This window comes from Mesorhizobium sp. M1312 (assembly GCF_040318115.1).
In the GTDB taxonomy this organism is placed as follows: Bacteria; Pseudomonadota; Alphaproteobacteria; order Rhizobiales; family Rhizobiaceae; genus Mesorhizobium.
On the sequence record NZ_JAMYLQ010000003.1, the window covers coordinates 285,776 to 307,898 of the forward strand.

Sequence of the window (22,123 nt, forward strand, 5' to 3'; positions counted from 1 at the left end):
GGCAACGGGCGGGCGCAACCAAGGGTTTGTGCCGGTACATTACAAAAGTTTCATGCACCGGAAATGGCGCCGTAATGTGCGCGCCTCTATTTCTCTTGCCCGAGGATGCCGACCGAAGCGCATCCCTTGAAAGAGGATACGAGACCCATGAATATTGCCCCCAATTCATATCCCCGCACCCGCAAACGCCTGATGGCTGCCGCCGCTTCTGTGGCCGTTGCCGGCGCGATCGGCTTCGGCGCGGTTGCCACCGGGACAGCCCCGGTCCTGGCCGAGGCGGTCCGTGTCGAGGCACCGCAGGTCCCGAGCTTTGCCGACGTGGTCGAGCGCGTTTCGCCGGCGGTCGTCAGTGTCCGAGTCAAAGCCAAGATAGAATCGACCGCCGCCGACGGCTCCGACCTGCCCGACGCCTTCGGCAATCTTCCCGACGATCCGCAATTGCGCCGCTTCTTCAGGGAGTTCCGTGGCTTTGGCGATCAGGATGGCCGAGATGGAATGCGGCGTTTCGGACGCCGTGACCGCCAGCCGCGGCCGGTCGCCCAAGGATCCGGTTTCTTCATCTCCGAGGATGGCTACCTCGTCACCAACAACCATGTCGTCGGAGACGGCTCGTCCTTCACGGTGGTGATGCATGACGGCAAGGAACTCGACGCTAAGCTGGTCGGCACAGATCTGCGCACCGACCTCGCGGTGCTCAAGGTCGAAGGCGACGGCAAGTTCACCTATGTCGACTTCGCCGATGATTCCAAGGTTCGCGTCGGCGACTGGGTCGTGGCCGTCGGCAATCCGTTCGGCCTCGGCGGCACGGTCACCGCCGGCATCGTCTCGGCCCGTGGCCGAGATATCGGTACCGGCCCCTATGACGACTTCATCCAGATCGACGCCTCGGTGAACCGCGGCAATTCGGGTGGCCCGACCTTCAACCTCAACGGTCAAGTCGTCGGCATTAACACCGCGATCTTCTCGCCGTCCGGCGGCAGCGTGGGCATTGCCTTCGACATTCCCGCCTCGACCGCCAAACAGGTCGTGCAGGATCTGATGAAGGACGGCACCGTCCAGCGCGGCTGGCTTGGCGTCGAGATCCAGCCGGTCACCTCCGAAATCGCCGAATCGCTCGGGCTGAAGTCCGATAAGGGTGCGCTCGTTTCCAGCGCCCAGGACGATGGTCCCGGCAAGAAGGCCGGCATATCAGCTGGTGACGTCATCACTCAGGTGGACGGCAAGGATGTCGCGTCGCCGAAGGAACTCGCCCGTCTGATCGGCGCCTACCCGCCCGGCAAGCCGGTCGACGTCACGCTGTGGCGTGACGGCAAGAGTGAGACGGTCAAGGTCGATCTCGGCACGCTGCCTTCGAGTGACAAGCAGGCTTCGGCCGACCAGCAGCCTTCCGCTCCGCCAAAGGCCGACACGCTGGCCGATCTCGGCCTCACCGTCACCAGGTCCGACGATGGCAAAGGGCTTGTGGTGACCGACGTCGATCCCGATAGCGATGCCGCCGATCGCGGCATCCAGCCCGGCGACGTCATCACCTCGGTCAATTCGACGGAAGTCAATGGCACCGACGACGTCGCCAAGGCCATGGCCGATGCGGTGAAGTCGGGCCGTAAGGCGGTGCTGATGCAGATCACCCGCGACTACAGCAACCGCTTCGTCGCGCTGCCTGTCGCCAAGGGCTGACGTTCCAGACTTTCCGGTGCGGCGGTTTCAAACACCTGGGCCGCCGCATGGGAAAGCACGGGGCTTGAATACGTTAGTCAGTCATCGTGTTCCGCCCCAGCGGCAGCGGGCTCCCATCGCCCGCTGCCGCTCGAACAAAGCATGACGGCATGCTCAAACAACGAAGCATGTCGCCAAAGGTGTGAAGCGGTTTTGGGATGACGACATGCTCAAACAACAAAGCATGTCGCCCAAGCCGCCTCGGGCTTGATCCGAGGGTGCCGGCGGCTCGGGGTCAACGACATTCTAAAACAAAGACTTACTGCGTATCCTTGACTCACTTTGTTCGCGATACGCCCTGGTGAGGCCACGATACATATGCCGGCCACTCAATCTTCCAGCGAAATCGCGTATAACGGTCCCATGAAGATTCTCGTCATAGAAGACGATCGCGAAGCGGCCGATTATCTCCAGAAAGCCTTTACCGAGGCCGGCCACACCGCCCATGTCGCCGGCGACGGCGAAACCGGCTTCGCGCTCGCTGATTCCGGCGACTATGACGTGATGGTCGTCGACCGCATGCTGCCGCGCCGCGACGGCCTGTCGGTCATCGCCGGTCTGAGATCCAGAGGCAACACGACGCCGGTGCTGATCCTGTCGGCGCTTGGCGAAGTCGACGACCGGGTCACCGGCTTGCGCGCTGGCGGCGACGACTATCTGACCAAGCCCTATGCCTTTTCCGAGCTTCTGGCCCGGGTCGAGGTGCTGAACCGCCGCGCCAGCGCCAGGGAAGCCGAAACCGTCTACCGGGTCGGCGATCTCGAACTCGACAGGCTCTCGCATTCGGTGCGGCGCGCGGCGCGCGAGATTACGCTGCAGCCGCGCGAGTTCCGCCTGCTGGAATATCTGATGCGCCATGCCGGCCAGGTGGTGACGCGCACCATGCTGCTGGAAAATGTCTGGGACTATCATTTCGATCCGCAGACCAACGTCATCGACGTTCACGTCTCGCGGCTGCGCGGCAAGATCGAGAAGGGCTTCGACAAGCCGATCCTGCACACGGTTCGTGGCGCCGGCTATATGCTCAAGAGCGGGTAGCATGGCTCTTTCCATGCCGGCCATCATGAAGACGACGGCAGCGCGGCTTTCGGCGCTTTATCTCCTGCTGTTCGCCATCTGTGCGGTGTTGCTCGTCTTCTACATGACCTCGCTCTCGGCACGCATGCTGACCGGCCAGACGCAGGAGACCATCAACGACGAAGTGCTCGGCCTCGCCCGGGCCTACCAGCGCGGCGGCTTGCCGCTGCTGGTCCGCGTGGTCGAACAGCGCTCCCGCCAGCCCGGCGCCAATCTCTATTTGATCGCCGACACCAACGGCCAGATCCTAACCGGAAACGTGCAGAGTCTGGAGCCCGGCGTTCTCGAGGCAGAGGGCTGGACGACGGAGCCGTTTTCCTACCGGCGCTTCGGCGAGGGCGAGCTCGAGCGGCAGCGCAACCCGGTCGCCGACCCGAACGAACCCAGCCAGAGCGAAGTCCAGGTCGAAGGCGAGAAGGGCCACAACGCCATCGCGCTGGTGCTGCGCCTGCCAAACCAGATGATCATGCTCGTCGGCCGCGACCTTGGCGAGCCGGAGCGATTCCGGGCCGTCATCCGCCGCGCTTTGATGCTGGCGCTCGGCATGATGGCGCTCGGCGGCCTCCTGATCTGGTTCTTCGTCGGCCGCGCGGCGCTGAAGCGCATCGACAGCGTATCGGAGGCCAGCCGCCGCATCATGGGCGGTGATCTCTCCGGTCGGCTGCCGGTCACCGGGGCCGGCGACGAGTTCGACCGGCTCTCCGAAAATCTCAATTCCATGCTGGCCAGGATCGCGACGCTGAACGAAGGGCTGAAGCAGGTCTCAGACAACATCGCCCACGATCTGAAGACACCGCTGACCAGGCTGCGCAACCGCGCCGAGGCGACGCTTTCCCGCAAGCACAACCCCACCGACTACCGGCAGGCGCTGGAAGCGACCATCGCCGAGTCCGATCAGCTGATAAAGACCTTCAACGCCATCCTGATGATCTCCAGGCTGGAGGCGGGCTATTCCTCAGAAAGCACCAGCCGGGTCGATCTGGCTGCGTCCGTGCGCGATGTCGTCGAGCTCTACGAGCCGGTGGCGGAGGAGGCGGGTGTGACACTCGAGACCTCGGTGCGGGACGCCTTCGCCGTCGAAGGCAATCGCGAGCTGATCGGCCAGGCGCTATCGAACATCGTCGACAACGCGATCAAATATTCAACCGACTCGGCAGCCAAGCCGACCGTTCGCGTGGCGCTCGATCGCGTCGGGAGCGAAATCAGGCTTTCCGTCACAGACAACGGCCAGGGCATTCCCAACGATGCCGATCGCGCCAGGGCGACCGAGCGTTTCGTGAGGCTGGAGAAAAGCCGCTCGCAGCCGGGTTCCGGCCTGGGCCTCAGCCTCGCCAAGGCAATCATGACATTCCACAACGGACGGCTTGATCTTCTGCCCGCCGATCCCGGATTGTCCGTTGTCATGAGTTTTCCCGAACGGGAGGATCGCTGATGGCGGTGAGGGCGGCTGCGGAACAGACCCGCTGGCTTCTGAAGCCGGCGGCAATGCTCGTCCCCCTGGATCGGAACCGCGCCAGGCGGGAATTGTCGGAAACCGCTTCCGCTGCCCGGGAAGACGGGCTTCCCCGGCTCGCGAAATTTCTCGCCGGCAAGGGCACCGTCCGGGATTTCCTCGCCGCAGTGTTCGACCTGTCGCCGTTTCTCCGCGACACAGTACGCCGCCGCCCGCAGATCCTGGACGCGCTTTTCGGTGAGACGGTCGAGGCCCGGCTGGCGTCGATCGGCGCCGCGATCGACAAGGCCGCGCGGGCGGAAGCCATCTCTGAAAACAGCCTGATGATGGAGCTGCGGCAATGGAAAGCGGAAGCGCATGTTCTGATCGCGCTGGCCGACCTTGCAGGCGAGGCTGAAACTGCAATCACGGTACGGCGGCTGAGCGATCTTGCCGACGCCTGCACCCGCGCTGCTGTCGACTTCCTGCTTCGCGACGCGCACGGACAAGGCAAGCTCAAACTGCCGGACCTCGAGGATCCGGCGCGCCGGTCGGGCTGGATCCTGCTCGGCATGGGCAAGCTTGGCGCGCATGAGTTGAACTTCTCCTCCGACATCGACCTCGTCGTTTTCTTCGACCCGCAAGCGCCTGCCGTCGTCGATCCGCTCGATGCGACGGAGCTGTTTTCGCGCCTGACGCGCCGGCTGGTCCGCATTCTCCAGGATCGCACCGAACACGGCTATGTTTTCCGCACCGACCTCAGGCTTCGTCCCGATCCCGGTTCGACACCGCTGGCGATCCCGGTCGAGGCGGCACTACGCTACTACGAGGCGCGCGGCCAGAACTGGGAGCGCGCCGCCATGATCAAGGCGCGTCCGGTGGCCGGTGATCTCGCCGCCGGTGCTGCGTTCCTGAAGGACCTCCAGCCCTACATCTGGCGCAAATACATGGACTATGCGGCGATCGCCGACGTCCATTCGATCAAGCGCCAGATCCACGCCCACAAGGGCCTTGGTGAGATCGCGGTGAAGGGCCACAACGTCAAGCTCGGCCGCGGCGGCATCCGCGAAATCGAGTTCTTCGTCCAGACTCAGCAGCTCATCGCCGGCGGTCGCTTCCCCGAGCTGCGCGGCCGCGAGACCGTGCCGATGCTTGGCCAGCTTGCGGCACGCGGCTGGATCACGGCCGATGCTCGCGACGCGCTCGCCCGGCAATACTGGTTCCTGCGCCGCGTCGAGCATGCCGTCCAGATGGTCGCCGACGAGCAGATCCATATACTGCCGGACGATGACGAAGGGCTCGAACGCATTGCCCGCATGCTCGGTTTTGCCGATGCGGCGGTCTTTGCCGAGGCCTTCCGCGCCGCACTCCATCAGGTCGAACGTCACTACGCAGCGCTTTTCGAAACCGCGCCCGAGCTTTCGGCCGGCATCGGCAATCTGGTTTTTACCGGCGACGTCGATGATCCCGATACGTTGCAGACCCTGCAGAGATTGGGATTCCAGCGGGCGAGCGACATCTGCCGCGTCATCCGCGGCTGGCATTTCGGCCGCTATCGCGTCACCCAGTCGGCCGAGGCGCGCGAGCGGTTGACCGAACTGACGCCGGCGCTGCTGCAATCCTTCGGTCAGACGCGCCGGGCGGACGAGGCGTTGATACGCTTCGACGAATTCCTTGCCGGCCTGCCCGCCGGCATCCAGCTCTTCTCGCTGCTCCAGTCCAATCCGGCTCTGTTGAAGCTGTTGGCGACGATCATGGGCGCCGCTCCACGGCTGGCCGCTATCATCACGCGCCGGCCGCACGTGTTCGATGGCCTGTTGGATCCGGCCCTTCTGACCGAGCTGCCGGACCGCGCCTATCTGTCCGGCCGTCTCGCCGCCTTCCTCGAGGGCGACAGGGCCTATGAGGACGTGCTCGACCGCTTGCGCATCTTTGCGTCCGAGCAAAAATTCCTGATCGGTGTCAGGCTGCTTGCCGGCTCGATTGATCCGGCCCGCGCCGGCCGTGCCTTTTCCGATCTGGCCGATCTCACCATCGACGCGGCGCTGCGGGCGGTCATCGCTGAGTTCGCGCTGCGTCACGGTCGCATCGCCGGTGGCACCGTTGCGCTGCTCGGCATGGGCAAGCTCGGCAGCCGCGAATTGACGGCCGGCTCAGACGTCGACCTCATCCTGCTCTATGATCACGATGCGGATGCCGAAGAATCCGACGGCGACAAGCCGCTCGCCCCATCCCACTATTACTCCAGGATGACGCAGCGGCTGATATCAGCCGTGTCCGCGCCGACCGCCGAGGGCGTTCTCTACGAGCTCGACCTTCGCTTGCGGCCGTCCGGCAACAAGGGGCCGGTGGCGACCCATGTCGATGCCTTCAAGAAGTACCAGCGCAAGGACGCCTGGACATGGGAGCACATGGCGCTGTCCAGGGCCCGCGCGATCGGTGGCGATCAAGCGCTGTGCACCGAGGTCGAGGCCGAGGTGGCGGCGGTGCTTGCCCTGCCGCGCGACAGCGCCAAGGTGATGGCCGAGGCGGCCGAGATGCGCGCGATGATCGAGAAGGAGAAGCCGCCGCGCGATCTCTGGGACATCAAGCTGACCCCGGGCGGTCTCATCGATCTCGAATTCATCGCGCAGGTGGCGGTGATCACGGGAAAGATCGAAGCCGGCCGCCGGGTCACCGGGACGGCGGAAGTCCTGTCGAGGCTGGCGCCGGATTTCGCCGAGGCGCAGGTCAGGCAGCAGCTTTGCGATGCCTATGCGCTCTATCTGGCGCTGACCCAGATGACGCGGCTCTGCCTCACCGGCGTGTTCGAACGGGACGATGTTCCGCCGGGGCTTTTGGATCTGCTTCTGGCGGTCACCGACCTGCCGGATTTCGGTGTGCTGGAAGCGCACCTCAAGGAGACGTCGCAAAAGGTCAGGAAGGACTTCGACTATTTGCTTCGTGCGAAACGACCGTGACGGCGCAACGCCAATCGGCTGTTTCGAATGCATCGGGGGCGCTGTCCCTACGGCGTTTCCGAAAGTTCCGACCGCTTCACGACAACAGGGGGTCAGGCGGCGGCCCTGACCGGCTGCGTCGGCTTCCTGGTCGGAATGCGCACGGACACGATCGTGCCGGTGCCTTCGGTTGAGCGGATTTTCAAAGCGCCGCCCTGAAGCTCGGCCAACGAGCGTGAGATGGCAAGGCCAAGGCCGGAACCGGCATGGCTCTTGGAAAACTGGTTCTGCACCTGTTCGAACGGCCGCCCGAGCTTGCTCAGCGCCTCCTTCGGGATGCCGCAGCCATTGTCTTCGATCGTCAGGACCAGAGCGCTGGATGTGTTGCGGGCCCTTACCGCGATGCGGCCGCCCTGGCCGGTGAATTTCACCGCATTCGACAGCAGGTTGATGATGATCTGCTTGATCGCCCGGCGGTCGGCGAACAGTGTCAGCGAATCGGGGATGCGTGTTTCGACGGTGATCGACTTTTCCGCTGCCTGCAGCGAGATGACGCGCACCGTTTCGCGCATCAGCGGGCAGAGGTCGATTTCCTCCTGATCCATCGAGAACTGGCCGGCCTCGATCTTCGACATGTCGAGGATGTCGTTGATGACGCCCAGAAGATATTTGCCGCTGCCGTTGATGTCGGTAGCATATTCCTCATAGCGCGGCGAACCCAAGGGCCCGAACAGCGCCTGTTCCATCAGCTCCGAGAAGCCGATGATCGCGTTGAGCGGCGTGCGCAATTCATGCGACATGTTGGCCAGGAACTCGGATTTGGCCCGGTTCGCGGCCTCGGCGCGCTCGGTTTCCTTCATATATTTGTGATTGAGTTCGACCAGTTCGCGCGACCGCTCTTCCTCAGCCCGGCGGGCAAGGCTGAGATCGTGGATCGTCGCCATCAGCCGGCGTTCGCTGTCGACCAGCTTCTCCTGGTGCAGCTTGATCTGGGTGATGTCCGAGCCGACCGAAACGGTGCCGCCGTCCCTGGTCCGCAATTCGTTCACCTGCAGCCAGCGGCCATCGGCAAGCTGCCGCTCGAAAGTCACGCCGCCCTGCTGCCCGTTGGTGTTAGCAAGCCGGCGCTCCGAGGCGAAGGCAAGCATGAGATCTTCCAGAACGGCGCGCGAGGCGCCCGGCATCACGTCGCGGTCCGACAGGCCGTTGTCCTGCTGGTATTTGGAATTGCACATGATCAGGCGCTGGGCGGAATCCCAGAGCACGAAGGATTCGTTGATGTTTTCGATGGCCGTTCGCAGGCGAAGATCCGCGGCCTCGGAGCGCAGCGCCAGGTGCCGCTGCTCGGTGACGTCGACGGCGATGCCGATCAGCTGGATCTCCGGCGCTTCCGGGTCGATCACCTGCGCCCTTGCGCGCATCCACACCCATTGTCCGTCGGCATGGCGCATCCGGAACACCTGGTCGATGTGATCGATCTCGCGTGCGACGATCCTGTTGGCGAGCTGGAACAGGTCGCCGTCCTCGCGATGGATGATCTCGTCGACCTCGCCGAACGACAGCATCGTGTCGCAGGGCTCATAGCCCAGCATGTCGTACATCGAGCGCGACCAGTACATCTTGCCGCGCACCATGTCCCAGTCCCACAGGCCGCAGCGGCCGCGCACCAGCGCCTTGTCGATGCGCTGGTGCGCTTCGAGATAAATGCGGTCGGCGGCCTGGGCGCGCGCCGCCTGGCCGAAATAGGCGTAGAGGATGATGATCAGCACGCCGGCTGTCAGCACGAACAGCGTGACGTTGAGCGAAACGGTCTTGCGCCACGTGTCGAAGACCGCTTCCTGCGGAACGAGCGCTGCGGCAGCACCGTTCCTGCCGTTTGTCAGGCTCACTGCCGCATACCAGTCCTGGCCGCCGATTCTGACCTCCATCACCCCGGCGCGGTCGCCGAACATGAACAGCGGCTGACCGCCCTGCGCGATGGCGTCGAGCGACCGCCCTTCCCAGCCCGTCGATTGCGGTGTCACGGCAACGATCTTGAACGTGCTGTCGGTGACCGCAAGCACGTGGCTTCGGCCCATGGCGCCCTGCCGGCTGATGCCCTCCAACAGGTCCTGCGTCGCGCCAGGCGTTGGGGCCATGTTCGCATCGACGCTAATCGAACTGGCCAGTTGGCCCGCCGCGAGCGAGAGGATCGCCTTGGCGTCGCGTTCCACGTCGTCACGCTCGTTCATCAGCGACAAGAACCGCAGCGCCGCGATGACGAGCAGGAAAATGATGATGAGGGCCGGTATCGATCGGCGCAACAATGGCTCGGCTGCCAGGAGCCGTCGGTAGGCGGGTTCGGCGATGAGCCGCGCGTTGCCGGCGAGACCATCGCTTCTCGCCTCACGCCGCTCAAAAGCCGTCCCTCCGGGCGCGCGCCACGCGTCCGCCTTCGCCATAAATGGCTCTCCCCGATTTAAATCTGCTTGACGATCCGGTGACGCCGCACTTCCGAATCTTCAGCTAAAGAATCAAAGGTGATTCGCCTTGTCCAGAGGCGCGGCGAAAAAAGATTAAAAATCGACTAAAATAATGGTTTCCGCCCGATGATGGCGCTGCTTGCGATGAGCAGGGGAGGCTTGGGGCAAACTTACGCCAGCGTGCGCTCGACGATGTCGCGCAAATCGGCCGATAGGTTCTCGGCATTGGCAAGCGACAGCAGCGCTTCCCTTGCCTTGGCCTGCCGGGCAGGTTCGAGCGAGCGCCATGATCTGAGTGCCGTCGCCAGCCTGGCGGCCAGCTGCGGGTTGCGCTTTTCGACCTGCAGGACCGTTTCTACGAAAAACCGGTAGCCTTCGCCGTCGGCGCGATGGAAGCCGGTCTGGTTGGCGCTGGAAAACGTGCCGACGAGCGAGCGCACCCGGTTCGGATTGGCCATCGAGAAGGCCGGGTGGCCGGTCAGGGCGCGCACCGCATGAATGGTTTGAGGGCCGGGCACGCTGGCCTGGATCTGGAACCATTTGTCCATCACCAGCGGATCTGTCGCATATTTCGCTTCGAAGTCGGCCAGTGCCTTGACCGCCTCGGGCGAACCGCTGTGGCGGAGCGCAAGTACGGTCAATGCGGCGGCGCGGTCCGTCATGTTGGTCGCGGACTGGAAATGCCGGGCCGCAAGCGCCGCACCTCCCGGCAGCAGCGAGAGATAGTCGAGCAGGATGTTGCGCAGCGCCCGCCGCCCGGCGCTCGCCGCATCCGGACTGAAAACGTCCTTGTCGGCCAGTCGATCGTAGAGGTCGGAGAATACCTCGCGGTTGGCCTCGGCGATTGCAACCGTCAGCGCCTCGCGGGCTGAGAAGATGGCATCGGGGTCGATGTTCTTGCCGATGTCACGGGCGATATCGGCTTCGCTCGGAAGCGCCAGAGCCAGCGCTCGATAGGCCGGCTCAAGTGTCTCGTCGCCGGCTATTTTGCCGGCAAGCTCGGTCAACCGTGACGCGAAATCGGGCCGCTTGCCGCCAAGGACCTGGCGAAAGGCTGATATCAGGGCGTCGGTCAAGAGCGTGTTGAACGCCTGCCAGCGCGAGAAAGTATCGTCGTCGTGGCCGGCAAGAAAGAACTGATCGCCGGCCTTCTGCTCAACGGAAAGCGTCACCGGCGCCGAGAAGCCGCGGTTGAGCGACATCGCCGGGCGCTCGGCAACGCCCGAAAAGCGCACCATGTGCCGGCGCTTGCGGATGTGGATGACGCCGTCCTCGACGCTGGCGCCCTCGACGCCGCTATACGCTATCGCTTTGCCATCGGCGCCGACCAGGCTGAAGGCCAGCGGAATGTGCATCAGCCGCTTGCGGCTTTCGGACGGCGTCGGCGGCACCGACTGCTCGATCTCGAGCGTGAATTCCTGGGCCGCCGCATTGTGCGTCGAACTGATCGTCAGATTGGGCGTGCCCGCCTGATGGTACCAGAGCGAAAATTGCGACAGGTCGCGGCCGGACATATCCTCGAACACCTTGATGAAGTCCTCGATCGTCGCAGCCTCGCCGTCATGGCGCTCGAAATAGAGGTCCATGCCGGCCCGGAACGTCTCGGCGCCGAGAATGGTGCGGATCATGCGCACCACTTCCGAGCCCTTTTCGTAGACCGTCGCCGTGTAGAAATTGTTGATCTCGCGGTAGCGGCGCGGCCGCACCGGATGCGCCAGCGGTCCCTGGTCTTCGGGAAACTGATGCGCCCTGAGCGTACGCACTTCGGCAATGCGCTTCACCGCTCTCGAGCGCTGGTCGGCCGAGAATTCGTGATCGCGGAACACCGTCAGCCCTTCCTTCAGGCAAAGCTGGAACCAATCGCGGCAAGTGATTCTGTTGCCAGTCCAATTGTGGAAATACTCATGCGCGATGATCGCCTCGATATTGGCGAAATCGGCATCCGTCGCGGTCTCCTGGTCGGCCAGCACATATTTGTCGTTGAAGATGTTGAGGCCCTTGTTCTCCATCGCGCCCATGTTGAAGTCGGACACCGCGACGATGTTGAAAACGTCGAGGTCGTATTCGCGGCCGAACGCCTCCTCGTCCCATTTCATCGACCGTTTCAGGGCATCCATGGCGTAGCCGGCGAGCCTCTCCTTGCCCGGCTCGACATAGATGCCGAGTTCGACCTCGCGACCGGACAGCGTGACGAAGCTGTCTGCGACTTTGCCGAGAGCGCCCGCCACCAGTGCGAACAGATAGGACGGCTTGGGGAAGGGATCGTGCCAGACTGCATAGTGCCAGCCGTCGGCAAGTTCGCCGCTGCCAGCCGGATTGCCGTTGGAAAGAAGCAGTGGCGCCTCGTGGCGCCGCGCCTCGATGCGCACCGTATAGACGGACAGGATGTCGGGGCGATCGAGAAAATAGGTGATGCGGCGAAAGCCCTCGGCCTCGCATTGCGTGCAATAGACGTTGCTGGAGCGATAGAGGCCCATCAGGGCTTCGTTGTGTGCCGGCGCCAGCTCGGTCTCGATCAGGAGCTGGAAGCGGGGTGCTGCGGGCGGCGTGGCGATCGTCAGTTGATCGGGCGTGGCAAAAAAATCCGTCGGCCCGAGTGCACGGCCGTCGATTGTTATGCGGCTGAGCGTCAGGCCATCGCCGTCCAGCACCAGCGGCACTGACGCCGGTATGCCGTTGCGGCGTTCGACTGTCAGCACGGCGGTGACTCGCGTGGCTTCTGGCGAAAGGCGGAAAGTCAGGCTGGTTTCCGGAATGAGATAATCGTTGGGGCGATAGTCTTCGAGCTTGAAGACCTGGCCGGTGTCCGTGCGCATTCCGTGGGGTTCCTGTCGATTCCCGCAGCGGCAAGTGGGTCCGCTGGTCCAAGAAATTTGAAGCCCGCGCTCTTTACACGAAACCGTCACTCGACAAAACTGGCGCAGCGCCTATTTCAGGCACTCGTTCTCCAATCACCATCGCGAGGTATCCATGACCGTGGTCACACCGAAATTCGGCATGGGCGCCTCTGTGCTGCGTCGCGAGGACCTCGCCTTCCTCAAGGGTCTCGGTCGCTATACGGACGACATCCAACCGGCCGGCCTCCTGCACGGCTACGTCCTGCGCTCGCCGGTGGCCAAGGCAAGCTTCACCGTCGGTTCGACCGAGGCGGCCAAGGCGGCACCTGGCGTCCATCTGGTGCTGACCGGTGCGGATATTGCTCATCTCGGCAAGCTGAAATCCGGCGTCATGCAGAGGCAGCCGGACGGCACCAAGGCGCCGACCCGCGACATTCCTGTCCTTTGCCGCGACCGGGTCAATTATGTCGGCGACGCCGTCGCATTCGTCGTCGCCGACAGCCGCGCGCTGGCGCAGGACGCGGCCGAACTGATCGAGGTCGATTACGATGGCGAGGATGCCGCGTCCGGCACCGCCACGGCGCTTGACGAAGGCACGCCGCTGGTCTGGCCGGAACTCGGCTCCAACCGCGCCTTCAGCTATCACATCGGCGACAAGGCGAAGACCGCGGCGGCATTCGCCGGGGCCGCGCATGTCACCCGCATCGAATTCATCAACAACCGGCTGGTCTGCAACTACATGGAGCCGCGCTCGGCGATCGGCGAGTGGAACACGCAAGAGAACCGCTTTGTGCTGACCACGGGCTCGCAGGGCGTGCATTCGATGCAGTACATCCTGGCCGATGTGTTCAAGATCAAGAAGAACCAGCTGCGTGTCGTCACGCCGGATGTCGGCGGCGGCTTCGGACCGAAAAGCTTCGTCTATCGCGAGCATCCGCTGGTGCTCGAGGCTGCCAAGCGTCTTGGCCGGCCGGTGAAATGGGCCGGCGACCGCACCGAGCATTTCCTCACCGATGCGCAAGGCCGCGACAATGTCGTGACCGCCGAGATGGCAATGGACAAGGACGGCCGCTTCCTCGGCATGAAAGTCGATCTTCTCGCCAATATCGGCGCCTATATCTCGCAATACGGCCCGTTCATCCCCTATGTCGGCGTCACAATGTCGACCGGCGTCTACGACATCCAGGCGCTCGATGTATCAGTGACCGGCCTCTACACCAACACCTGCCCGGTCGATGCCTATCGGGGCGCCGGCCGCCCGGAAGCGGCATTCCTGCTGGAAAAGCTCGTCGACGCCTGCGCCCATGATCTCAGCCTTCCCGTCGAAGAGATCCGCCGGCGCAATTTCGTCAAGCCTGAGCAGTTTCCCTATCGCACCCAGACCGGCCGTCTCTACGACACCGGCGAATTCGAAAGACATATGAACCGCGCCATCGAGGAGGCGGAATGGCAGGCGTTCCCGGAGCGGCTGGCGCAGTCGACGGCTGAAGGAAAGATCCGCGGCATCGGCATGGCGACCTATATCGAGGCCTGTGCCTTTCCGGGTTCTGAACCGGCCTTTGTCGAACTGAACGGCGACGGCACGGTGACGCTGAAGATCGGCACCCAGACCAACGGGCAGGGACATGCGACCGCTTATGCGCAGTTCCTCTCGGAAAAACTTCATCTCGATATCGACAAGATCCAGGTCCGCCAGGGCGACACCGACGAGCTGAAGGCCGGCGGCGGCACCGGCGGCTCGCGTTCGATCCCGCTCGGCGGTGTATCAGCTTCTCGCGCGGGCGAGGATCTGGCCAACAAGATCAAGCGTATCGCCGCGGATGAACTGGAAGCCTCGGCCGGCGACATCGAATTGTCGAACGGCGTCGCCCGCATCGTCGGCACCGACCGCGCCATTGATTTTTCGAGTATCGCCAAAGCCGCCAAGAACCCGGACGATCTCAAGGGCTTTGGCGAGTTCGTTCAGGACGAATGCACCTATCCGAACGGCACCCACATCTGCGAGGTCGAGATCGATCCCGACACCGGCAAGACGGAGATTGTCCGCTATACGATCGTCGACGATTTCGGCGTCACCGTGAACCCGATATTACTGGCGGGCCAAGTGCATGGCGGCGTCGTCCAGGGCATCGGCCAGGCGCTGACCGAGAACACGGTCTATGACGAGGACGGACAGCTGTTGACGGCGAGCTTCATGGATTACGCCATGCCGCGCGCCGACGATTTCCCGTTCTTCCATTTCGAGACCCGCAACGTGCCCTCGACCACCAATGCACTCGGCATCAAGGGGGCAGGCGAGGCAGGCACGATCGGAGCGACGCCGGCCGCCCTCAACGCGGTGACGGATGCACTCTATCGCGCCTACGGCATCAAGCACATCGACATGCCGGCGACCCCGGCGCGCATCTGGGCAGCGATCCAGGAAGCAACTGCTAAGTGAGCCCTGCGGATCATTCCGGCGGGCACAACACGCTCACCGGGATCATGCTCAAGATCGTGTCGGTGGCGGTCTTTGTCGGCATGTCGTCTTGCATCAAGGCGGCGGGCACGGTGCCGGCAGGCCAGATCGTGTTCTTCCGCTCCTTCTTTGCCATCTTTCCGATCATCGTCTTCCTGGCCTTCCAGAAAAAGCTTGGCACTGCGTTTTCGACCAAGCGCCCGCTCAACCACATTGCGCGCGGCGTTGTCGGCGTCTGTGCCATGGGCCTCGGTTTCTTCGCGCTGACACGGCTGCCTCTGCCCGAGGCGATCACGCTGAACTACGCGCAGCCGCTGCTGGTGGTGGTGTTCAGTTCGATCTTCCTCGGCGAAGCGATCCGCGTCTATCGCTGGAGCGCGGTTGCGGTCGGATTGGTCGGCGTGCTGGTTATCTCATGGCCGGAACTGACCCTGCTAAGCTCGGGCGAGGCACTCGGCGATCAGGAGGTGCTCGGCGTCATCGCCGCTCTGGTCGCGGCCGCCATCTCGGCCGTCGCCATGCTGCTGGTGCGCAATCTCGTCCAGAGCGAGCCGACGGCAACCATCGTGCTGTGGTTTTCGGTGACGGCGAGCATACTGGCGTTGCTTTCGCTGCCGTTCGGCTGGCAGGCGCTGACACCGGTCCAGGCGGCTCTTCTGGTTGTGTCAGGCTTTTGCGGCGGGGTCGCTCAGATTCTGATGACGGCAGCCTATCGCCACGCCGAGGCCTCGGTCGTGGCGCCCTTCGAGTACACGTCTATGATACTCGGCATAGCCGTCGGCTATCTCGCTTTCGGCGACGTCCCGACGGTTCATATGCTCATCGGCGGCCTGATCGTCGTTGCCGCGGGCATCTTCATCATCTGGCGCGAGCGCCAGCTTGGCCTCGAACGTGCCCGCACCCGCCAGGCGACCCCGCCGCAAGGATGATCAGGGGGGCTCGGCACGCTCTTTCGCCAATCGCACCAGCACTGTCCGCGTTTGCTCATCGGCGGGGAAAAAAGATTCGATCGCCAGTTCCGACAGCGTCACGTCGAGCGGTGTGCCGAACACGGTGATGGTGCTGATGAACGACAGTACAGTATCGCCGTGGGCAAGCCGCAGCGGGTGCACGATCGCGTTGGGCTCGACCGGCACCGGCCGTGCGCCGTTCTGGCCAGACGGATAGGTCCGAAGCTCGCGTTCCAGTTCGACCAGAACCGGGTCGCCTGAGGCGTCGTTTTGGTGTTTCAGCCGGTCGAGAAGATGCGCGCGCCATTCGGCGAGGTTAACGATACGCGGCGCGACGCCACCCGGGTGCAGGCTGAGGCGTAGCACGTTGATCGGGGGCTTCAGCAAGGACGCCTCGGCGACGTTGGCAAGGAACGGGCCGATGGCGGCGTTCGCCGACACCAGGTTCCAGTGCCGGTCGACAGCGAGCGTCGGGAAGGGTTCGTGCCCCTTGAGCACCATCTCGACGGCCGCCATCGCCGGCGCCAGCGTCCTGTCGGTTAGCGAACGCTCGCTGAAACTAGGGGCAAAGCCCGCCGCGAGCAGGAGCTGGTTGCGCTGCCTGAGCGGGATCGAGAGCTGCTCGGCCAGATGCAGCACCATATCGCGCGAGGGCGCTGCACGGCCGCTTTCCACGAAGCTCAGATGCCGCTGTGAGATTTCGGCTTCCATGGCGAGATCGAGTTGGCTCATGCGCCGGCGCGTGCGCCATTCGCGAATGAGGCTGCCGGCGGAAGTCTGGGTTGCTGTCATGAGCGCATGACTAGGCCGGCAGCGGATGCATTTCAATTACCCGGGAGGTCATCGTGCGGCGCTTCCTTCTCCCACTTGTGGAGAAGGGAAGGTGCGCCTAGTCGTCAACCCAGCGTCCGCAGCTTCGCCTTCACCTCGAGAAAATCCCGCCACGCCAGCTTCTTGTGCGCGGGAGTTCTCAAGAGATAGGCAGGGTGGAGGGTCGGCATGGCGGGAATGGCAACGCCGGAGGAGGTCGTGTGGATGCGCCAATTGCCGCGCAGCCGCAGAATCCCCTCGGTGGTGTTGAGAAGCGTCTTTGCCGAAGGGCCGCCCAAATTGACCAGCACCTTCGGATTAACCAGCTCGATCTGCCGTTCGATGAACGGCCGGCAGATCTCCGTCTCGTGCGGTGTCGGCGTGCGATTGCCCGGCGGCCGCCAGGGGATGACATTGGCGATGTAGGCCGACGTCCGGTCGAGGCCGATCGCGGCAAGCATCCGGTCGAGCAGCCGGCCCGAGCGGCCGACGAACGGCAATCCCTCGATGTCCTCGTCGCGGCCGGGTGCCTCGCCGACCAGCATTACCGCGGCATTCGGATTGCCGTCGGCGAACACCAGGTTCTTGGCGGTGAATTTGAGGTTGCAACCGTCGAATGCCGCCATGTGCTGGCGAAGCTCGTCCAGGGTTGCCGCCGTCGTCGCCAATTGGCGCGCCAGGGTCGCTTGCGCTTCGTCGGGCACCGTCGCCGTGCCGGACGGCGCGCGCACCGCCGGTGCCGCAGCTTGCCTTTCGCCCATTTCAGCGCGTGAGACGCTGGTCGAGCGAGGCGGCGCGGCGTTTTCACCAGTTGGCGACGCAACCGTCGCTGGCGCCCGCTCAGGTGGCTTTGACGCCTCGGCAAACCTGTTCACCGGCTCATCTTCAAGCGCTTCATCGACGCCCGCGCTGGCGTAGAAGGCCAGAAGGTCGGCGATGTCAGGTCGGTTGTCTCGGGGAACGGCAGTCATGCCTTCACATTCGGCCGCGCGGCAGGAATTTGCAAGTTCAGCTCGACGGTATACGCGGATCCTGAACCAGATAGAACGTCCAGCGCGGTGTGTAGTCGGTGATCAGATAATCGAATTTTGCTGTCTTCAGCGGGTCGATCTTGCCGCTCTTGAACAGCAGCCGGTCATAGGGTTCGAAGTCGCGGTCGAAATCGGCAAAGCTGCTCGACCAGATGTTGTCAGGCGTCTTGTTGCGCTGGTCGAATGACAGGCCGTCGCCGAACACGCTCGGCCGGTGGAGCACCTCCTGGAGCTCGAACTGGAACTCGACCCAAGCCTGGCCGCTGTTGTTGAGCACGTCGATGCGCATATACATGAGGCCGTTGGCAAATTGGCCCGCGGTGCCGAACGGCTGGATCGGCTTTGTCGTGCGGATGGTCAGCGTCACCGGTGTTGCCGAATTCAGCTCTTCGGTGATGACAAGCGGGTCCTCCTTTGTCCCGACGCCCGAGGCGCTGGTGATGCGGAAGCCGCCGAGCTCATCGGAAAAGGAGTAGGCTCCGGCCGCCCAGACCTTTTGCGGCTCGGCATGGGCGCCAATGGGCATCAGCGGCAAAAGGGCCAAAACGAGCGCCCGGCAAATCCGTCCGGGCGAGGAAAAAAAGCGCGTCCATGAAAAGCCAGTTGGCCCGTATATGCGCATGGTGCGAAGTATGGACGATAAGCAAGCCGTCGAACAATTAAAAACGTGAGGGCGACGGCTCTCCTTGGAATGGGCTCGGCCCGGATCGATGTTCCGGTGGACCCCAAATCGCGATTTTGTAGTACGATGCGCGACTTTTTGACGAAATCAGCATTGTCACGTCAGCGCCGGTTTCGCGTCGCGAATTGATGCGCTATGCAGCGGATAAGCCAGCAAGATGCGCAAATGCGGCAGCCAGTGAGGGGTTGATGAGCGAGATCGAACGCGAAAGCATGGAATTCGACGTGGTCATCGTCGGCGCCGGTCCGGCCGGCCTCGCCGCCGCGATCCGTCTCAAGCAGGTCAATCCCGAGCTTTCCGTCGTCGTCCTGGAAAAGGGTGGCGAAGTCGGCGCCCACATCCTGTCCGGCGCCGTCGTCGATCCGATCGGCATCGACCGGCTGTTGCCGGGCTGGCGTGACGAAGAGGGACATCCGTTCAAGACGCCGGTCACGGCAGACCATTTCCTGGCCCTCGGCCCCGCCGGTTCGTTCCGTCTGCCTAACATCCTGATGCCGCCGCTGATGAACAATCACGGCAACTACATCGTTTCGCTCGGCAATGTCTGCCGCTGGCTGGCGACCAAGGCCGAGGCGCTGGGCGTCGAGATCTATCCGGGCTTTGCCGCCGTGGACCTCATTTACAGTGACGAGGGCGCGGTCACCGGCGTTGTCACCGGCGATATGGGCGTTGAGAAGGACGGCACGCATGGCCCGAGCTTCGCGCCGGGCATGGCGCTGATGGGTAAATACGTGCTGATCGGCGAGGGAGCGCGCGGCTCGCTGGCCAAGCAGCTGATCGCCAAATACCATCTTTCCGACGGCCGCGAGCCCGGAAAATATGGCATCGGCCTCAAGGAGCTCTGGCAGGTCAAGCCGGAGAACCACCGGCCGGGCCTTGTCCAGCATTCCTTCGGCTGGCCGCTCGACATGAAGACCGGCGGCGGCTCCTTCCTCTACCATCTGGAGGACAACCAGGTGGCGGTCGGCTTCGTCGTCCACCTCAACTACAAGAATCCCTATCTGTCGCCGTTCGACGAGTTCCAGCGCTTCAAGACCCATCCGGCGATCAAGGGCACATTCGAAGGCGGCAAGCGGCTGGGTTATGGCGCCCGCGCCATCACCGAGGGCGGCTGGCAGTCCGTGCCGAAACTGTCCTTCCCCGGTGGCGCGCTGATTGGGTGTGCTGCCGGCTTCGTCAACGTGCCGCGCATCAAGGGCTCGCACAATGCCGTGCTTTCCGGAATGCTGGTGGCCGAGCATGTCGCCGAGGCGATCGGTGCCGGTCGGGCCAATGACGAACTGGCTTCTTACGAGGCTGCATGGCGGGCGACCGACATCGGCAAGGATTTGAAGAAGGTGCGCAACGTCAAGCCATTGTGGTCGCGCTTCGGCACCGTCGTCGGCGTCGGCATTGGCGGCCTCGACATGTGGCTGAATTCGCTGTTCGGCTTTTCGCCCTTCGGCACGCTGAAGCACGGCAAGGCCGATTATGCGACGCTGGAACCGGCCGCCAAGCACAAGAAGATCGCCTATCCGAAGCCGGACGGCGTGCTCACCTTCGACCGCCTGTCCTCGGTGTTTCTCTCCAACACCAACCACGAGGAAAACGAGCCTGTCCACCTGCTGGTCGCGGATATGGATCTGCAGCAGCGTTCCGAACACGATGTCTTTGCCGGGCCCTCGACACGCTACTGCCCGGCCAGCGTCTACGAATGGGTCGACAAGGATGGCAACGCCGCCGCCGATCCCGCGGCGAAGGACGTGCGCTTCGTCATCAACGCGCAGAACTGCGTCCACTGCAAGACTTGCGACATCAAGGACCCGAACCGAAACATAACCTGGGTGCCGCCACAAGGTGGAGAGGGACCTGTCTACCAGAACATGTAGTCTGCCAGAACCGCGGTGCCGGCCGTCTCGACCGTCGACCAAACGAAACCGGGGAAAGCCCGTTATATTTGCGGCGTCTAAAAGAAGTTGAAGCCGCGCTGCGCTTGTGGTTCCCTTCTCTCCTGACCCGGAGAGATGACCATGCGCCTGGCGGTTCTGACGTGCCTTGCGGCGATTGGTGGCTTGTGCGGCTTCGCACCGTCGGCATCGGCTGACACGAAGGTGCTGGTCAAGACCAGGACCTACGACATATCAGGAACCACGGGCGCCGCCCTGATCGAGGCTATGGACCGCAACGGTCCGAAGCGGCACGGCTTCATGACGCACGCCATCGCGCTGACCGCGTACACCGTAAATTGGGACCTTGATGTCACCAGGGAGGGTGGTGTCTGCCGGCTGCGGCGGGCCAATGGGACACTCGATCTCACCTACACCTTACCCCGCATGGTCTCAGCCGCGACGCCGGCGCTTCAGAAGCGCTGGAAGCGGTTTTTCGCAGGCGTTCGTACCCATGAGCATAACCACGGCCGTATCGCCAGGACAATGATGCGGGCCACCGAGAAATCGATCACGGGACTGGAACTCGCCGACAACTGGGTTTGCAGCAAGACGCATCGCGAGGCGAGGCGCCGGATCAAGGCCGTCTATGCCCAATACGAGGCGAAACAGAACGCCTTCGACGCGCGCGAGCATCGCGCCGGCGGCCATGTCGAACACCTAATTGGTGCCCTGTTGCGCAAGCGCTAGGCGCTCAGCTTCGCGTCCTGCCGTTCTGTGTCACCGATGCGGTTGCGGTTTCATCTTCATCGACCGGCTTTTTCTGTTCCGGCCTGAGCGAGAATTCCACCATCAGCGGAAGATGGTCGGAGCCTGTGCCTTCCAGCCTCGACACCGAGTGGATGAGAACCGCGCCCTTGCTGAAAACCAGGTCGATCGGCAGTCCGGCGAAGCGCAAGAAATCCGGCAGCTCGATATAGAGCCAGGTCGGCCCCGGCGAAGGCGCTACGGTCAGCCTGCCAAGATCTGCGACGCGCCGGACGGCGGCGCTCCACGGCACTGCATTGCAGTCGCATGCCATGATCGATGTCTCGCCAAGCGAGGCGAGCTCCCCCGACAATCCGCCGATCTGCCGTGACTGGTTGCGCGGCCATGGCCAGGTCAGGTGCATGGCGGCGACGTCGACTTCGGTTCCGCCGAAATCGACCGTCGCGATGGCCATCGCACCGCGGCCATCGCAGCGCGGTTGCGTGCCGGCGGCAAACGGCCGTCTGGACAGCAGCGCAACGCCGAAAACGCCATTGGGGTAGGGGCAGAGGATCCGGTAAGGATAGGCACTGGCGAGAAGGCCAAGCTTCGCCTTCCACATGTCGGACACCTCATTGAGGGTGATTACATCAGGCTGGGTCCGGCCGATCAGCGACAGGACCTTTTCAGGCGTTGAATTGTTGAACCGCAGATTCATCTGCAGCAGGCGGTAGACCGCCTGGTCACCGAGGTAGACCGCCTGGTCGCCGGCCTCGGCTTCGTAGGCTGCCTGGACCGGCCTCAGGCGGGGCACCGACAGGGCGTTCGAGGTGGTGGCAAAGGCGGCCACCGCAAAGAGCAGCGCTGTGGCCGCCTCCAGGCGAAACGAGGTCGCCAGCAGCGGCAGCGCGCAAAGCGCCATCAGCACGGCAAGATGAGCGCGGAAATGAGAGAAGGAATCGAAGGCCGGATGCAGCGTTCCGAAAAACCCGGCCACCAGCGCGACCGAGAAGACGAGCATTGCTACGAATGCTGCCGAGGCCATCATGTTTCGAACGCGTGCCATCTCGTTTGCTTATCGGCAGAAATGCAGCCCAAATCAAGATTACGAAATGCC

The 22,123-nt window shown here is 63.5% G+C and carries 14 protein-coding genes; 8 read left to right on the plus strand and 6 right to left on the minus strand.

All coding sequences use genetic code 11. The annotated features are described in order from the left end of the window. Positions 1 to 147: 147 nt before the first annotated feature. The 4 genes from NKH36_RS06605 (at position 148) to NKH36_RS06620 (ending at position 7,185) form a co-directional block, all read left to right on the plus strand. Positions 148 to 1,677, plus strand: coding sequence for a Do family serine endopeptidase (locus NKH36_RS06605; protein WP_352960791.1), 1,530 nt, complete (start codon positions 148 to 150; stop codon positions 1,675 to 1,677). 402 nt (positions 1,678 to 2,079) lie between these two features. Continuing rightward, on the plus strand, positions 2,080 to 2,754 hold the full coding sequence (locus tag NKH36_RS06610) for a response regulator transcription factor (RefSeq protein WP_164547000.1): 675 nt from the start codon (positions 2,080 to 2,082) through the stop codon (positions 2,752 to 2,754). Between the two features lies 1 nt (position 2,755). Then, positions 2,756 to 4,225: a sensor histidine kinase gene (locus NKH36_RS06615; protein WP_352960793.1), complete on the plus strand. Its 1,470-nt coding sequence runs from the start codon at positions 2,756 to 2,758 to the stop codon at positions 4,223 to 4,225. Beyond that, complete coding sequence (locus NKH36_RS06620; RefSeq protein ID WP_352960795.1) at positions 4,225 to 7,185, plus strand: bifunctional [glutamine synthetase] adenylyltransferase/[glutamine synthetase]-adenylyl-L-tyrosine phosphorylase; 2,961 nt, start codon at positions 4,225 to 4,227, stop codon at positions 7,183 to 7,185. The genes NKH36_RS06615 and NKH36_RS06620 overlap by 1 nt, the downstream gene beginning before the upstream one ends. Before the next feature lie 92 nt (positions 7,186 to 7,277). On the opposite strand, the gene NKH36_RS06625 is transcribed toward NKH36_RS06620, so the two are convergent. Both NKH36_RS06625 and pepN read right to left on the minus strand, forming a co-directional pair. Continuing rightward, positions 7,278 to 9,605: a PAS domain-containing sensor histidine kinase gene (locus tag NKH36_RS06625; protein WP_352960797.1), complete on the minus strand. Its 2,328-nt coding sequence runs from the start codon at positions 9,603 to 9,605 to the stop codon at positions 7,278 to 7,280. A 191-nt stretch (positions 9,606 to 9,796) separates the two neighbouring features. Then, positions 9,797 to 12,442 carry an aminopeptidase N gene (gene pepN, locus NKH36_RS06630; RefSeq protein WP_352960799.1) on the minus strand — a complete coding sequence of 882 codons (2,646 nt, stop codon included), beginning with the start codon at positions 12,440 to 12,442 and terminating at the stop codon, positions 9,797 to 9,799. 154 nt (positions 12,443 to 12,596) lie between these two features. On the opposite strand from pepN, the gene NKH36_RS06635 reads away from it, so the two are divergent. Then, positions 12,597 to 14,903, plus strand: a complete 2,307-nt coding sequence (locus NKH36_RS06635; protein ID WP_352960801.1) for a xanthine dehydrogenase family protein molybdopterin-binding subunit — start codon at positions 12,597 to 12,599, stop codon at positions 14,901 to 14,903. Positions 14,904 to 14,947: 44 nt separating this feature from the next. Next, positions 14,948 to 15,850, plus strand: a complete 903-nt coding sequence (locus tag NKH36_RS06640; protein WP_352960919.1) for a DMT family transporter — start codon at positions 14,948 to 14,950, stop codon at positions 15,848 to 15,850. Here NKH36_RS06640 and NKH36_RS06645 read toward each other — a convergent pair whose 3' ends face one another. From NKH36_RS06645 to NKH36_RS06655, 3 genes are all read right to left on the minus strand, one after another. Further along, positions 15,851 to 16,663 carry a helix-turn-helix domain-containing protein gene (locus NKH36_RS06645; RefSeq protein WP_352960803.1) on the minus strand — a complete coding sequence of 271 codons (813 nt, stop codon included), beginning with the start codon at positions 16,661 to 16,663 and terminating at the stop codon, positions 15,851 to 15,853. It lies immediately after the preceding gene. Positions 16,664 to 16,767: 104 nt separating this feature from the next. Then, on the minus strand, positions 16,768 to 17,652 hold the full coding sequence (locus NKH36_RS06650; RefSeq protein WP_352960805.1) for a uracil-DNA glycosylase: 885 nt from the start codon (positions 17,650 to 17,652) through the stop codon (positions 16,768 to 16,770). A gap of 37 nt (positions 17,653 to 17,689) precedes the next feature. Continuing rightward, positions 17,690 to 18,334, minus strand: a complete 645-nt coding sequence (locus NKH36_RS06655; protein ID WP_352960807.1) for a hypothetical protein — start codon at positions 18,332 to 18,334, stop codon at positions 17,690 to 17,692. Between the two features lie 248 nt (positions 18,335 to 18,582). Here NKH36_RS06655 and NKH36_RS06660 point away from each other — a divergent pair, with 248 nt between their 5' ends. Beyond that, on the plus strand, positions 18,583 to 20,262 hold the full coding sequence (locus tag NKH36_RS06660) for an electron transfer flavoprotein-ubiquinone oxidoreductase (protein ID WP_352960809.1): 1,680 nt from the start codon (positions 18,583 to 18,585) through the stop codon (positions 20,260 to 20,262). A gap of 141 nt (positions 20,263 to 20,403) precedes the next feature. Next, on the plus strand, positions 20,404 to 21,009 hold the full coding sequence (locus tag NKH36_RS06665) for a DUF922 domain-containing protein (protein WP_352960811.1): 606 nt from the start codon (positions 20,404 to 20,406) through the stop codon (positions 21,007 to 21,009). Positions 21,010 to 21,013: 4 nt separating this feature from the next. Here the strand turns inward: NKH36_RS06665 and NKH36_RS06670 are convergent, their stop codons facing one another. After that, complete coding sequence (locus NKH36_RS06670) at positions 21,014 to 22,072, minus strand: endonuclease/exonuclease/phosphatase family protein (protein ID WP_352960813.1); 1,059 nt, start codon at positions 22,070 to 22,072, stop codon at positions 21,014 to 21,016. Between the last annotated feature and the right edge of the window lie 51 nt (positions 22,073 to 22,123).